General features: G+C 47.5%; 16 protein-coding genes. 12 read left to right on the top strand and 4 right to left on the bottom strand.

Features of this window, described 5'->3' with window-relative positions:
• Positions 1 to 34: 34 nt before the first annotated feature.
• On the top strand, positions 35 to 1,231 hold the full coding sequence (locus AC6RGY_RS05655) for a glycosyltransferase family 4 protein (RefSeq protein WP_499860389.1): 1,197 nt from the start codon (positions 35 to 37) through the stop codon (positions 1,229 to 1,231).
• Positions 1,232 to 1,270: 39 nt separating this feature from the next.
• Here the strand turns inward: AC6RGY_RS05655 and AC6RGY_RS05650 are convergent, their stop codons facing one another.
• Positions 1,271 to 1,591, bottom strand: coding sequence for a transcriptional regulator (locus AC6RGY_RS05650; protein WP_499860387.1), 321 nt, complete (start codon positions 1,589 to 1,591; stop codon positions 1,271 to 1,273).
• 151 nt (positions 1,592 to 1,742) lie between these two features.
• Positions 1,743 to 1,922 (bottom strand): DUF896 domain-containing protein, encoded by a 180-nt coding sequence (locus AC6RGY_RS05645; RefSeq protein WP_499860386.1) that lies wholly within the window; start codon positions 1,920 to 1,922, stop codon positions 1,743 to 1,745.
• Between the two features lie 103 nt (positions 1,923 to 2,025).
• Here AC6RGY_RS05645 and AC6RGY_RS05640 point away from each other — a divergent pair, with 103 nt between their 5' ends.
• Positions 2,026 to 3,090 (top strand): M42 family metallopeptidase, encoded by a 1,065-nt coding sequence (locus AC6RGY_RS05640; RefSeq protein ID WP_499860383.1) that lies wholly within the window; start codon positions 2,026 to 2,028, stop codon positions 3,088 to 3,090.
• A gap of 172 nt (positions 3,091 to 3,262) precedes the next feature.
• On the opposite strand, the gene AC6RGY_RS05635 is transcribed toward AC6RGY_RS05640, so the two are convergent.
• Positions 3,263 to 3,859, bottom strand: a complete 597-nt coding sequence (locus tag AC6RGY_RS05635; protein ID WP_499860382.1) for a DUF421 domain-containing protein — start codon at positions 3,857 to 3,859, stop codon at positions 3,263 to 3,265.
• A gap of 101 nt (positions 3,860 to 3,960) precedes the next feature.
• Here AC6RGY_RS05635 and AC6RGY_RS05630 point away from each other — a divergent pair, with 101 nt between their 5' ends.
• From AC6RGY_RS05630 to AC6RGY_RS05610, 5 genes are read left to right on the top strand one after another with little or no spacing between them, the layout of a single operon-like run.
• The gene (locus AC6RGY_RS05630) at positions 3,961 to 4,929 is read left to right on the top strand and encodes a glycerophosphoryl diester phosphodiesterase membrane domain-containing protein (RefSeq protein WP_499860380.1); all 969 of its coding nucleotides are present in this window, start codon (positions 3,961 to 3,963) and stop codon (positions 4,927 to 4,929) included.
• Entirely contained in the window at positions 4,926 to 5,555 is a 630-nt protein-coding gene (locus tag AC6RGY_RS05625; protein ID WP_499860377.1) for a DUF4129 domain-containing protein, read from the top strand. The genes AC6RGY_RS05630 and AC6RGY_RS05625 overlap by 4 nt, the downstream gene beginning before the upstream one ends.
• Positions 5,552 to 6,733 carry a DUF4350 domain-containing protein gene (locus AC6RGY_RS05620; RefSeq protein ID WP_499860376.1) on the top strand — a complete coding sequence of 394 codons (1,182 nt, stop codon included), beginning with the start codon at positions 5,552 to 5,554 and terminating at the stop codon, positions 6,731 to 6,733. Before AC6RGY_RS05625 ends, AC6RGY_RS05620 begins: the two co-directional genes overlap by 4 nt.
• Positions 6,709 to 7,668 (top strand): AAA family ATPase, encoded by a 960-nt coding sequence (locus AC6RGY_RS05615; protein ID WP_499860371.1) that lies wholly within the window; start codon positions 6,709 to 6,711, stop codon positions 7,666 to 7,668. The genes AC6RGY_RS05620 and AC6RGY_RS05615 overlap by 25 nt, the downstream gene beginning before the upstream one ends.
• On the top strand, positions 7,622 to 8,983 hold the full coding sequence (locus AC6RGY_RS05610; protein ID WP_499860369.1) for a DUF58 domain-containing protein: 1,362 nt from the start codon (positions 7,622 to 7,624) through the stop codon (positions 8,981 to 8,983). Before AC6RGY_RS05615 ends, AC6RGY_RS05610 begins: the two co-directional genes overlap by 47 nt.
• Here AC6RGY_RS05610 and AC6RGY_RS05605 read toward each other — a convergent pair.
• Positions 8,961 to 9,944 (bottom strand): stage II sporulation protein M, encoded by a 984-nt coding sequence (locus AC6RGY_RS05605; protein ID WP_499860365.1) that lies wholly within the window; start codon positions 9,942 to 9,944, stop codon positions 8,961 to 8,963. The genes AC6RGY_RS05610 and AC6RGY_RS05605 overlap by 23 nt on opposite strands.
• A gap of 53 nt (positions 9,945 to 9,997) precedes the next feature.
• On the opposite strand from AC6RGY_RS05605, the gene AC6RGY_RS05600 reads away from it, so the two are divergent.
• From AC6RGY_RS05600 to murG, 5 genes are all read left to right on the top strand, one after another.
• Complete coding sequence (locus AC6RGY_RS05600; RefSeq protein ID WP_499860363.1) at positions 9,998 to 10,780, top strand: RDD family protein; 783 nt, start codon at positions 9,998 to 10,000, stop codon at positions 10,778 to 10,780.
• Complete coding sequence (locus AC6RGY_RS05595) at positions 10,777 to 12,069, top strand: GNAT family N-acetyltransferase (RefSeq protein WP_499860360.1); 1,293 nt, start codon at positions 10,777 to 10,779, stop codon at positions 12,067 to 12,069. Before AC6RGY_RS05600 ends, AC6RGY_RS05595 begins: the two co-directional genes overlap by 4 nt.
• Positions 12,070 to 12,168: 99 nt before the next feature.
• Positions 12,169 to 12,345 (top strand): hypothetical protein, encoded by a 177-nt coding sequence (locus AC6RGY_RS05590; protein WP_499861489.1) that lies wholly within the window; start codon positions 12,169 to 12,171, stop codon positions 12,343 to 12,345.
• A complete protein-coding gene (locus tag AC6RGY_RS05585) occupies positions 12,269 to 12,613 on the top strand; it encodes an HAD family hydrolase (protein ID WP_499861470.1) in 345 nt (114 codons plus the stop codon). The genes AC6RGY_RS05590 and AC6RGY_RS05585 overlap by 77 nt, the downstream gene beginning before the upstream one ends.
• Positions 12,614 to 12,797: 184 nt before the next feature.
• The gene (murG, locus tag AC6RGY_RS05580; RefSeq protein ID WP_499860358.1) at positions 12,798 to 13,862 is read left to right on the top strand and encodes an undecaprenyldiphospho-muramoylpentapeptide beta-N-acetylglucosaminyltransferase; all 1,065 of its coding nucleotides are present in this window, start codon (positions 12,798 to 12,800) and stop codon (positions 13,860 to 13,862) included.
• Positions 13,863 to 14,276 lie beyond the last annotated feature (414 nt).

Genomic DNA, 14,276 nt, shown 5'->3' with positions numbered 1-14,276 from the left:
TGTCAGAGATAGAAGAGACGGAGGAAGAGGGTGCATGGGCAAAAAAGTGTTGTTTTTCTCTCATTTTTGTCAGAAGGAACGGATGACAGGAGCAGAGCGGTTAATCTTATTAATGGTGGAGAAAGTTCAACATCTTTTCCCTGATCATACGTGCAAACTAGTCGTGCCACAAGAGGGGCAATTGGCGGCTTTAGCACGGAGGCGAGGAATGGAGGTAACGGTCTTCTCTTATCCACTGAGCTGGTCGATGATTAAAAGCAACCATACTCTAGGAGATGACCTTTTCTTAGGGAGAATGCCGTTGGTCGATCCACAAGCGATGAAGCGCATGGTGGAATTCTTAAAAGGGGAGCGTCCAGATGGGATCGTGGTGAACACGGCAGTAAATGTACTCCCTTGTCGTGCTGCAAAAAAACTAGGGATTTCGGTACTGTGGTGGATTCAAGAGGTGATTGCAGAAGAGAGACGCGCTTTTGCTGTGCGGACGATTCGCCGTTTTTCCGATCGAATTATCGGCTCCTCCCAATCGATTTTGCAGGTGTTTGCTCAGCATGGCGTCGAACCAGCAAAACAAAAATTGCTCTACCCAACATGGGATGAAGCCATGAACCGGCCACTGCGCTGGTCCTCCCAGCGCCAAAAGATCCGTCAGGAATGGGGAGTGAGTGAGCAAAAGGTGGTCGTTGGTTATATTGCTCCGCAAATGTCACAGAAGAAGGGGACATTTGACTTTATTCAGTTGGGGCTGGCCCTTTGTGACCAGTGCGAAGAGGTGTGCGTGGTGATGCGTGCGGATACCACTGATCGTACCTATGCCAAACAGTGCTTGGACCTTATTTCCCATTCTACTCAGTCTGAATGCTTTCAAGTGTTGTCCTTTCTTAAAAAGATTGAACCCTTTTATGCTGGTATCGACCTGCTGGTTGTTCCCAGCCATGTGGAAGAAGGGTTTGGTTTGACGGCATTGGAAGGGATGTTGTTCGCTAAGCCGGTGGTTACCTACACGGCAGGAGGTTTAAAAGAAGTGATGAAACGGACGGGTAATGAAGATCTATTAGTGAAGAAAGGGGATCTTACCGTGTTGGAAGAGAAGGTGCTCTCACTCATCCAAGATCCAAAGAAACGAAAACGAAGAGGAGAGCAAAATCGGGAACGTGTGTTATCCGCCTTTTCCCCTGTCCAATTTGAAGATCAAGTACGCCATCTTTTTAAGAGAGAGGGCTTAGCTTAAGTGGGGTGGGCGGGACGTCCCTTCTTGTTCCCGCCTCTTTTATCCCTGCCATTGTTGAATCTTATCTTGAATGGCGGTCAATTGCTCCCAATGTTTATGTACCGCCTGTTGTCCGCGGGGGGTGATTTGGATGGTGGTGTGTGGGATTTTGTTACGAATAAATTGCTTTTCAATACGAATGAATTCGCCTTTTTCTAATTTGGATAAATGAGAAGAAAGATTCCCTTTTGTCATACCAGTCAATTCTTGTAAAAACAAAAATTCTGCGATTTTACAAGCGGATAAGGCGGTTAAGATCGCCAACCGTCCAGGTTCATGTACCAATTTATCCAACTTGGCAATTTCCTTAAATGGCATCATATTCATCACTCCTTTTGCAACCAGTATATAATGCCAACTATGTCCCTATCAACTAGTTTGTGATCCAAACCTTTCCTTGAGATAAAAGAAAGACCCTGGAACCCAGAGTCTTTTACATGGTATGATGAATGCGTGTTCGTGTGCTGTTAGCCTATTTTTCGTCGTCCACAATGCGGATGTTGTCTAGCTGTTGTTTCACACGACCGCGAATACCCTTTACATATTGTTGTCGTAACTTCGACTGTTCTTCTTTTTCTTGCGGAGACAGACCTTCATTTTTTTGTTTGCGCGCAAGCACATTAATGCGGTCGATGAGTTCTTTGGTAATCATGGATTGTCACTCCTCGCCCTTACTTTAGCGGATTCTGATGGGTCTTGCAACTGGGGAGATGGGTAAACAAGTGGAGTCAATGAAATAAAGGAGAGATGGCTAAATGAACTGGAAACGATTTTCTGAATTGACACAGCTACCTGGAGCACCGGGGGATGAGAGTGCTGTTCGCTCTTATATGAAAAAAGAGATGGCCAAGCATACATCTGAAATGAAACAGGATGGCCTAGGTGGGCTTTTTAGTATTAAGCGTGGGAAGACAGATGGTCCACGGGTGATGGTAGCCGGTCACATGGATGAAGTGGCTTTTATGATTACGCGAGTGACGAAAGAAGGCTTCTTAAAGTTTGAGACCGTAGGTGGCTGGTGGTCGCAAGTGATGTTGGCGCAGAGGGTAGATGTGTATACAGCCGAAGGGAAGTGCATTCCTGGTGTGATCGGTTCGATCCCTCCTCATCTATTGGCGCCGAAGAAGCGATCGGAGCCGTTTGCGATGGAGGATATGTTTATCGACATCGGGGCACGCAATGAGGAGGATGTGTATGATTTCGGAATTCGTCCGGGGGATTCGGCGATTCCACACAGTTCCTTCTCCTTCATGGAGGGCGGACATCGCGTGATGAGCAAAGCGTGCGATAATCGCTTTGGCTGTAGTATGAGCTTAGAAGTACTGGAAGCGATGAAAGACGAGCAGCATGATAATGTGTTGATCGCTGGTGCGACGGTGCAAGAGGAAGTGGGTCTCAGAGGAGCCAAGGTGGCAACAAACTTGATGCGCCCGGATCTGTTCTTCGCTGTGGATGTCGGTCCTGCTGGTGATACTCCTGGGGTAAAAGACGGATATGGGAAGATTGGTGAAGGGGTTGTTATCCGATTGATGGATCGTGGCATGATCCTATCTCCTGGGATGCGTCAGTTCCTTATTGAGACAGCAGAAGCAGAGGGAATTCCTTATCAGTTTTTTGTATCGAAGGGACAGACAGATGCAGCGGCTGCACATCTACATGGAAAAGGAGTGCCATCAGCGGCGTTGGGGATTTGTGGACGCTACATCCACTCCCATACGTGTGTCTACGATAAAGGGGATGTAGAAGCAGCACGCGCCTTCCTCGTTGCTTTGGTGAAACGCCTTGATGCAGAGCGATTACAGGCGATTCAGGGTTTGTAAGGGCGAGGTCTAGCAGGAGAAGATGACGGATAAAGAGTCATCTTCTTCCCATCACTAGCCTGATGGGAAGGCGGGGCTCTTCTTTAGGATAAGTGAGTACTGTGAAGAAGCTAGTATGCATCTATTCTGGATCGCTGGCCATGTAAGCGTTAACGTCTTCATGACTTCACTTTTACTGCAGTTTCTTGGGTGGGTTTTGTCGGTGCCCTTTATTGGCGACTTCTTCGAACAGATTGCTTTGTTCTGGTGGGGAGGGAGAAGGTGTGGATGGAGGCTGATTCGTTTGTAAGAGCGTCATTAACTGTTGGAGATCTTCTTGGGTAACAGGCTTCTTATGATCCATCAATTCATAACCGAGTTGCCCACTGGGCTCTAAGGTTGCCCATTTGACATCTTCGATGACGGCAATGTTTACTTGTCGTAGCCTTGTTTCCAGTTGGTCCGCCGTTAGACGTAACTTTTTCATATTCTGTTCTTGTAGGATTCCATCTTGGATCACGATCACGGCATGTCCAGTGAGCCAACTCTCAAGTGGATGAATGAAGAGTTGACCCACCTCCATAAGTAGTAGCGTAAGAATGAACGTCGCCGCGATACCAAAGGTAATCCAAAGGCTTTTTCCACTTACCGGCTGGATAAGCAACGTTCCGAGTGAGATCATGATGATGGTTTGTGAAAGTGTCATCTGAGAGATTGATTTTCTTCCGGCAATCCTTAGCAGAAACGTTCCCACTAGTATGATTAGAACGCCTTTACCGATCCACGCCATGTGGGGGCACCTTCCTTCCTTCATCTATAATGATAAGATGTACTGTCTGAGAGAGGTTGATTCTTACAGAGAGGAAAGTCATAGAGAGGAGAAACGAAAATATGCGTTCATCAACCAATATTCGTCCCCTCCATTTTGGGGAAATTTTAGATGCCACTTTTCGCATCTATAAAAAACATTTTCTTCCGTTTTTCTTATTCGCTTTATTGTTTGTGGCTCCCGCTCAATTTATTATAAGCTGGGCGAGAATGCAGTGGGAAGTAGAGCAGAAGGTTATTGAGATGACAGGTCAATGGGCGGGAGTGATCCCCATTTTGCTGATGATGCTTGCGGGGTATGTGTTAACGATTCTGTTTTACCCGCTCTTTTTGTCAGCGATTACGTTGGGAGCTCGCCATCAAATGTACACCAATGCAAGGCTTTCTTTTGACTCATTGGTGAAGCAGGTTCCCAAAACAGCAGGGAAGAGCATCCTTACCTACCTACTCTACTATTTGTTATTGATAGGGTCGATTGTGCTGGCATTCCTTGTATTGGGGATTGTTATCGGTATTCCTATGGGTCTTGTGGCGGGGATGATGGAGAGTGCCGGTGCCACGATCATGAGTGTGCTTCTTTTGGTCATCGTCTTCCTACTGATCGGAATTCCATTCACCTTAGCGATTATCTTTTTTGCTTTGCGATTGGGGTTGTTCCTCCCTATCTTAATTGAAGAAGGTATCGGTTATTGGGGGGCACTTGTGCGCAGTTGGAAGCTAACCCAGCGCTCTTTTTGGCGGATTTTTGGTCTTTACATTATTGTGATGCTTATCGCCTTTATCATTCAATTTGTACCTGGGATGATTAGTGGTTTTGCGACCGCCCTCACGACGCTCGATGGCGGAGAGATCTCTACTGTCTGGCTTGTATTGTTGTCGTTATTGGTAGCGGTTATTGGTTGCCTTACTGCCCCTCTTACTCCCATCTTGGCTACGGTTATCTACTACGATCGTCGAGCGGTACGGGAAGGAGCCGATTTGGAGATGAGTTTCCCCTCCGAGAGTGAGGATCGAAACGAGGTGACAGAGTGAGTGAGCAAGAACGCGCACGTGAACAATTGGAACAGATATTAAGGGATCGTGAGTTTCAGTGGGACAGCCCTTTACAAAAGATGATGGAAAGCTTGACGGAATGGATGGATGAATATGTCTTCGATCCGTTAGATCGTTTTATGTTTGAAATGTTTGGTTTGGAGACGAACGGTTCGTTTTCCTGGTTGCTGCCTCTCTTCATTGGTGTGATCATCGCTTTGTTTATTTGGTGGCTGGCAAAACGGATGCGTTGGGGAGAAATGGGTGAACGTGTTTCTACTATGGACACAGATGATGGAAAGAGAGCCACTTCTGTTCGTGATTGGTGGCAAGAAGGCGAGTCGTATGCTGCAGAAGAGCAATACCGCGAAGCGATCCGACACTTGTTTCAAGCTGTTCTTCATTCGCTAGAGGAACAAGGTGTGCTTTTGTATTCCCAAGATAAAACCAACTTGGAATATATTGAAGAGTTGGGGGCTCATGGATCTGTGATGAAGGAGCCCTTTACACACTTGGTTCTTCAATTTGATACGGCTTGGTATGGGATGCTTTTCCCGAGTGAACAAGATTACCTCACGTTTCACCGTCATGCAGAGCCGCTGTTGAAGGGGAGGGAGGGAGTATGAGTAGAAGGAATGTCTGGATTTGGCTCCTGTTTGGAAGCGGACTGGTGTTGATCTTTTCTCTATTAACACTTTCCTCTCCGACAAGGGCGCCTGCTTTTTCTGTACATAGTAGCAAACCGGATGGAAGCAAAGCGGTTTATCGATTGCTGGAGGAGCGCGGCGTCAATGTACACACATGGGAGGATTCCTTTACCGAGTTGCCTGACGGGAATCAGGAGCAATTGCTTTTTCTCTTATCTCCCACGAACTTTGACTTAACTGAACGAACGAAAGATTCCTTAACCACTTGGGTGGAGAAGGGGAATCTGCTCGTGTTGTGGGCAGGATCGGATCATCTGTTGACGGAACAGCTAGGATTTTCTGCTGGAACTGATTTTGAGGACAGGGAAACGGTGTCTGTCCAAGCGACAAAAGGACCATGGTTAGAGGAGATCCAGTATCTGAAGTGGGATATCGGGTATGACGTGGTGCGGGAAACGGATGCAAATGAGGTGCTCCTCACGACGGAAGACGGGGAGGTGTTGGTCGTCAAGCGGGACGTGGGAGAGGGAGCCATCTATTATCTCCCCAATCCACAATGGGTGAGCAATGGCCTCATTGAAAAGGAGGATCATCTCTTCTTGCCCCTCTATTTCGCCTCACTCGTAGGGAATGAGGGCACGGTTTACTTTGATGAAAGTGGTCACCAGCTAAGTGGATGGTCGGAGACAGAAAAGCCTACTTCGCCTTTTGATTTGTTTTCCATAGTAGGATGGTTGCTATTGGGGGGGAGTCTTCTTCTGTTGGGGCTTTGGTTATTTGCAAAAGGAAAGCGCTTTGGTGCCCCGCGTTGGGAAGAGATCAGGCAGGAGCGATTGGCAGATGAGTATCTACATGCTATGGCTGGTTTATACCAACGAATGGGATTCCAGCGGGCGTCCTTACAGATCTTGTGGAAACGGGTCATACGTGAGAGTGCACGCCTATTGGGTCTGTCACAGCAACCCTCGGTAACGGCTTTGATCGCTCATGTGGAAGAGCGCTTAGGCAAGGATACTGCCCAGAAAATGAAGAGGATAGAAGCGCTTCTCATGGAGGACGGGCGGTCGCTTAAGCGAAAGCAATTTCTCCAGTTGCAAGCAGATATGAAAGAGATCCGGGAGGAGATGAAGCAATGGAAAAACAAACGATGGACGTAGAAAAAGTGGCGCAAGCAACGGAAGAAGTGTTGACTGCACTTCACCAAGCGGTGAGAGGGCACGAGCAGCAACTAAAGCTGATGTGGGCGGGCTTACTCTCTGGAGGGCATGTATTGGTAGAAGGAGTACCGGGATTGGGGAAAACCATGATGGTACGTGCTCTTTCTAAGGTAATAGAAACTGGTTATTCTCGGATTCAATTTACTCCGGATATGATGCCGTCTGATGTAACTGGAACCAAAATTTACGACTTGCAATCGGGGCAATTCACTTTTAAACAAGGACCGATCTTTGCGCAACTTGTCTTAGCGGATGAATTGAATCGTACCCCTGCCAAGACACAGGCGGCTCTTTTAGAAGCGATGGAGGAGAAGCAAGTGACCGTGGATGGAGAAGCCATGCTCCTTCCAGCCCCCTTCTTTGTGGTAGCGACACAAAACCCGATCGAATATGAAGGGACCTACCCGCTACCAGAAGCGCAACTAGATCGATTTGCTCTCCAGTTGCAGGTGGAATACCCGACTGAAGAACAGGAAGATGCCATTCTATTAGGTGAGAAGATGACTTCTCGCCCGGAAGACAAGTTATCTGCCGTGATTTCAGGGGAGACGATCTTAGCGATGCGTGCTTGTTTAGAAGAGGTAACCGTGGAGCCTTCCGTGCGCAGCTATATCTTATCGATCGTCCGCAAAACGCGTGAACACCCGCAACTAACTTTGGGAGCAAGTCCGCGGGCGGGAATAAGCTTGTTGTCCATCAGTCGGACTTTGGCGGCGATGGCAGGTCGTTCTTATGTTACTCCGGATGATGTGAAGATGGCGGCGCGTCCAGTATTACGGCATCGCCTCATCTTGAGTCCGGATGTGGAACTGGAGGGATACAAAGCGGATGACATCATCGAAGAAATTATCCATTCGCTCACGGTTCCGCGCTAAGGCTTATCTCCCGAGTACACGGTTATTATGGCTCTTGGGAGGAAGCCTCTTGCTAACAGTAGGGGGAGCATGGTGGCAGTGGGGCGGGTTCCTCTTCTTGCTTACGCAAAGTATGCTCCTGCTACTCGTTGTGTTTGACGCGCGCTCTTTAAAAGGAGTGGCGAAAGGTGAGGGCAGAAGAGAGAGCCCATCCTTTTTTGAAATGGGATCTGATAATCGTGTGAGGTTGACTATAGATAACCCCTTCCCGTTTGAGGTCAGCTGTCAGGTCAGAGATGACTACCCGCATGGTTTTGCTGTGGATGGACGAACGTTTTCCTTTTCCATTCCGGCAGGAAGCCAAGGAGAGGCGCATTACCACGCGCGTCCACGCAAACGGGGGAAACATGTTTTTGGTGATATTCATGTACGCATGAGTGGACGCTTGGGATTGCTTTATGTACAGCGTGCACTTCCTGCGCAGGAGACGAAGCGAACCTATCCCAATTTAGCGGAGGTTCGGCGGATTCGAGGAGGAGCCATTCAGCGTCTTCTATCTCGGTCCGGTCCTCATCGGCAAAGAGGATGGGGACGGGGAGTGGAGTTTTCTCATATTCGTGAGTATGTTCCGGACGATGAGCCACGTAGCATCAACTGGACGGCGACCGCCCGTAGTGGACGCTTGGCGACCAACGTGTATCAGCCGGAGAGAGGGCAGCATATTGCTATTGTCCTCGATTGTGGGAGAATGATGGGCGTCCGTGACGAGTATGGTACTCGGCTGGACCGTACGATTGAGGCGGCATTGGTGTTTGCCTCCATCGCTTTGGAGCAAGGGGATCAGGTTAGTTTGCTAGCGGTCTCTAACGAGACCAAGGCGTGGGTTCCTTTAGGAAAAGGACCGCGTCAACTGGAACGTATCTTGGAGTCCATTTATGATTTGGAACCGGATAGCGTGGAGACGGATTACCGTACAGCGATGGAAACGCTCTCCTTTAAACAGAAGAGGCGCATGTTGGTTGCCGTGTTTACGGATGCTGCCCAGTTAACCTTCGTTGATGAATTGGCACATTCGATTCAACTACTTAATCGCAGGCATTTGGTCTTAACCGTTTCGATGGAGGACCCGGTGGTTGAACGCGAAGCGAGCCAATGGAAAGAGACGGAAAAAGCGATCTTCCGTCAGGCGATCGCGCAGCAATTTATAGAGGAACGCCAAGAAAAACTGCGCCAGTTAAATAGCCGAGGAGTCATCACATTGGATGTACCTCCTGATCAGCTATCTGGCGCAGTGATGCATCAATATCTGGCGATCAAGAACCGGGGATTGCTTTGACGCGTCCCTGGTTCCATGCTTCGCGGCCCACATAGTAGCTGAGGAAGAGGAGAGTCATCCAAGCGACTCCGTATTTACTCCAATGGGGCCAAGAGAGTGGAGTGATGTATCCTTCTATAAATCCAGCGAGGATGAAGAGTGGAATGACTCCGATGACAAGCTGGATCGTGATGAGCCCTTCACGTTTAAATGACTCGAGTCGAGTGTGCTCTTTTGGAACAAAGAAGGAATAGGCCAGTGAGAGTCCAGCTCCACCTGCAATAAAGATGGCAAACAGCTCAATGACGCCGTGAGGGAGGATAAAGGCCCAGAAGGCATAAGATTGATCTGCTTGCTGAAAGAGGGCCGCTAACGTGCCCAACATGGCTCCATTATAGAGCAACATCCAGATTGTGCCGATGCCAAATAGGGCTCCCAATGCGAAGCAGAGGAAGGCTACTTTAATGTTGTTCATCATAATCTGACCAGATACGACCGTACCATTCCAAGAATGATCTCCGACGGCATGGGGATCGATCTGCGTCAAAAGTTCTTCGGGTAAGAAGGCATGGGCATTGTCGGCATCAACCAGTGTGAAGGCATAAGCGAAGAGGGTGCCTCCCAAAAAAAGAAGAGCCGCTACGAGTACAAAAGGTAATCGTTGATAGAGAAGAGAGGGGAAGCCCGAGCGGAAAAACTGGAGCATGCGGCGGGTATCCCCTTTCTCCTTCGTAGCATAGACCACATTGTGGCTACGAACGACCAAATCATTTAAGTAGTGGGTAACTTCATGATCAGGAAAATAGGTTTGTGCATAAGCTAGCTGAGATGCTACTTTGCGATAGGTAGCTCCGAGCTCATCCAACTCTTTTTTGGTTATTTGCTTCTTTTGCGAATGGGTAAGAAGGTTTTCTAGTCTCTTCCACACAGCTTCTTGTTGTTTGACGAAATGGTGTAATCGATGGGTTGATGATATGGACATGCTCTCCCTCCTAACTTTCTTCATTGTACATGATATAGAGGTGAATATGGACTATGAATAATCGAGTGGATATTACTACACCAGAATATGTGAATCTACGGTTTCATATTGCGGGTGTGGGGACCCGCTTTTTAGCTGCTTTTCTTGACTTTTTATTGTTGGGTGTCGTGTTAATTCCTCTTTGGTTTGCGGCGCTCTTTTTTATAGGTGCCTTATCCCCTGATTTTGTTACGGGAGAGACGTTTTCAGCAGGGTCCTTCCTCCTTTTTCTTTTTCTCGTGCTCAACACCGTCATCCCCTTCGGTTACTTTGTTTTGACCGAGTATTTTATGAAAGGGCAAACGTTAGGGAAAAAAATGATCGGATTACGCGTGGTATTGGATGACGGACGCTCTGCTGGTTTTTTGGCAGTTTTCTTGCGTAATCTGATGCGTCTGGTTGACTATCTACCGGTAGGCTACTTGGTGGGACTGGTTACAATGCTGAGCAATCAACATGAAAAGCGCTTGGGTGATTTGGTAGCGGGTACGCTGGTGGTCAAGGAGGAGAAACAAAAGCAGAAAGTCTGGAAACCGGGAGATGCGCTGGTACAAACGACGACTTCCCCAGAGCTGATGAATTTGCATCCCCATACGAAAGAAGCGATGACCGCCTTTCTTCGTCGGCGCAACCAGTTGGATGTGTCCAGAAGACAGGACTTGGGAAGACGCATAGCGGAGAAAATAAGCCAAGAGACCGGACTTCCGATTGCTCCCGGGCAGCATGAGTCTTTTTTGCTTGAGATTGATGCACGACTACAAGGATACTGGAAAGGAAGCGAAGGTGAGGGGCCGTGATTCACTATAAAGCAGAAGGGTTAACGGTGTTTCAAAGTCAACTTTTTCAAACAAATACGGCTGTGATAGAGACAGACGATTTTTTATTGGTAGTCGATCCAACGTGGCACCCACGAGAAGTAGAGGAGATTGTTGCGTATATTGAGAGGATGCGACAGCAGCGCGACATCCCACTCTATGCTCTTTTTACCCATGCTGACTTTGACCATGTCCTTGGTTACGGAGCGCTTCCAGCTGATACGATTGTGATCGGCAGTAGGGGACTTGCTGAGGCTGATCAAGCACGCGCACTTCGGATCACACGTGAGTTTGATGACCAATACTATTTTGCACGGGAATATGATTGTCGGTTTCCGAAGTTGGACATCGTTGTGGAGCGTGACGGTCAGACGTTGACGGTAGGAAGAACAACCATGACGTTTTATCTTGCTCCCGGACATACAGCGGATAGCGTATTTGCTATTGTAGAGCCTGTAGGGGTTTGGATTGCGGGTGACTATTTATCCGATGTTGAGTTCCCTTTTATTCGTGACACGGTCTCTCACTATGAAAAAACGCTTCACAAAGCGAATCATCTATTAACCGAGCATGCAGTAACCACACTGGTTCCTGGACATGGTAGTGTTACAACCCGCCAGACAGAGATAAAACAGCGCATTCAATCCTCTATGGTGTATTTATCCGCCTTGAAAGAGGACCACGAGCAGGCGGCAAAGATCGTTCGTTCCTATTCATTCCACGGATCGATGTGGGAACTCCATCGAGGAAATCAACAACAGTTAGAAAAGGAAGCGTCATCGATTTCGACGGCTGAGGCGGTGGCAAAAGATGATGAGTGGCTTGCTACACTGTGGAAAAAGGAATGGGACGAAACGGTGATGGTAGTGGGTGGAGAGCGTTATTCATTATCTAAGCTAGAAGGAATTATCGCCTGGCATCAAGGAAAGCGTGTAGGTGCACTAACCTTTTCGAAGGAGGAGAATTCCCTTCTTATCATCAGTATGAACGCGGTATATGAACAAATGGGAATTGGTACGAAACTGCTACAAGCGGTGGAAGAAAAAGCGAAGATGCAAGGGAAACAACGCATCACGGTTATGACGACCAATGACAATTTAACTGCTGTACGCTTCTACCAAAAGCATGGTTACAGAGTAGTAGCTGTATCCTATGGAGCGGTTGATGAAGCACGTCGGCAAAAACCCTCGATTCCGTTGAGGGGCAAAGAAGATATTCCTCTACACGATGAATGGATCTTACAGAAAGAGATTGGAGAGGGAATGGAATGAATCCAACTTTGGAGAGGGTTTGTTCCCAATGGGCGTTGTTTCCTACGCACTCCGCTGTCAAATGTGAAATGAATTGGAACGGTGAAAGGAGTTGAAGCCATGTATCAAGCTGTTCTTTTTGACTTAGATGAGACGCTATTAGATCGAACAGCTTCTTTACGCGCTTTTGTCCGAGATCAGTATGACCGCTTCCGCAAGCATGTTGGACATGTTCCTTATTCGGAGTGGGAGCAGCGGTTTTTTTCAAAAAAGAAACATCCAGCGTCTAAAAATTGATACGTGGATGGATACCCTTTTGGTGTCAGAGTATGAGAGAATAAAGAAGCCGGACTCTGAGATCTTCTTGCGGGCAGCAAGGCGGTTGCAGGTTGAACCGACCGCCTGCCTATTCGTTGGTGACCATGAAAGTAACGATATCATGGGTGCACAACGGGTGGGAATGCGGACCGCTTGGCTCTCTGAAGAACGTGCGCCGTCCATCTCTCGCCCTGACTTTCATGTAAAGCGTTTGACCGAGTTGGTGGAGATCGTCCAAAAGAGATAGAAGGAAGAGCTTTTCGAGTCGGTGCGGTTGGAGGGGAACAAGAGCCGGATGAATCCGTGTCAGATTGTGCGAAGCACGAGGCTTACGAGGAAATACATACAAGGGTTCACCTTGCTCATGCATCGATCCCTTTTGTTCCTAATTGAATTGTTTAAAAGAGAAAAAATGTTTGAGGTGAACATCTATGAAAACCATCGTGATGACTGGGGGAGGAACAGCAGGACACGTGACTCCCAATATGGCGTTAATCCCAAAGTTACAACAAGCGGGCTGGAAGGTGCATTATATTGGTTCCCATCAGGGGATGGAGAAAGGTCTCATTGAGCCGATGGGAATCCCCTACCATGGCATATCCTCTGGTAAACTGCGTCGCTATCTGGATTGGCAGAACATAAAAGACCCGTTTAAAGTATTGAAAGGTGTAGTGGATGCTTACTTTCTCTTGCGTAAGTTAAAGCCGCAGGTGGTGTTCTCCAAAGGTGGGTTTGTTACCGTGCCCGTCGTGATGGCTAGTCGCTTGTTGCGAATCCCCGTCATCATCCATGAATCAGATATTACACCGGGATTGGCCAATCGCATAGCTGTTCCGTTTGCTACTAAAGTATGTGTGACTTTTTCAGAGGCGATGGATCATTTGCCAGCGGAGAAGGCTGTCACTACAGGGACGCCCATTCGTCCTTCTGTCTTTGAAGGAAACGCTAGCGAGGGACGCCGGATTTGTGGTTTTACAGAAGGCAAGCCAGTCCTTATGGTGATGGGAGGCAGTCTTGGCTCTCACAAAATTAATGAAGCGATTCGCCAAAATCTTGATCGCTTACTTGATCATTTTGAAGTGGTCCACCTGTGTGGCAAGGGAAATGAGGATGAGTCGTTAGCTGATAAACAAGGGTATAAGCAATTTGCTTATGTGAATGAAGAACTTCCTCACCTTTTTGCCATGACGGATATGATTGTCTCACGTGCGGGTTCCAATGCGATCTCTGAGTTTTTAGCACTTCAGATTCCTCACATTCTCATCCCACTCACGCGAGAACAAAGTCGTGGGGATCAAATCCTTAATGCACAGGCATTTGAGCGGAAAGGGTACAGCCAAGTACTGTTTGAAGAAGATCTCTCTGGTACCGATCTCGCTCAACTGATTATTGAAACGTACGAAGATCGCAAAGAATTCATGGATAAGATGAAAGAGAGTCCCCAACGAGATAGTGTGGACCAGATTATTCACATGATTGAAGAGCTAAAAAAATAATCGTAGCAAAAAACAGGTGGGGATTCTTCACCTGTTTTTTTCGTCATGAGGGAAAAGAAGATGATCGTTTCGAATAGACGAGCTACTCCTTCTTTTGATATCGTAAAACTAGTTTGCAACACAAACTAACAAATTTCAAGAGCAGAAACGATACAACACGTTCCTTCATCAACGAGGGGCAATCACTCCGTATACGAGAGGATATCCTTTCTTACGCGAGGATAAAGAGGAAGCTATCCACTTGCATGAATGCTAATATAACCCATATAATAGATATCGGTAAAAAAATAGTTATCATAATTGAATCGAAAAAAGAGAGGTATAGGACAGAAACGAGAGAAGGTTTTCCGATCCAAGACAAGAACGAGCAAAAGGGCGCGATGACTACTTGGAAATAGGAAGAGCCGGATTCCT

Source organism: Mechercharimyces mesophilus (assembly GCF_059818345.1).
This window is presented reverse-complemented; position numbering and strand designations above follow the sequence as displayed.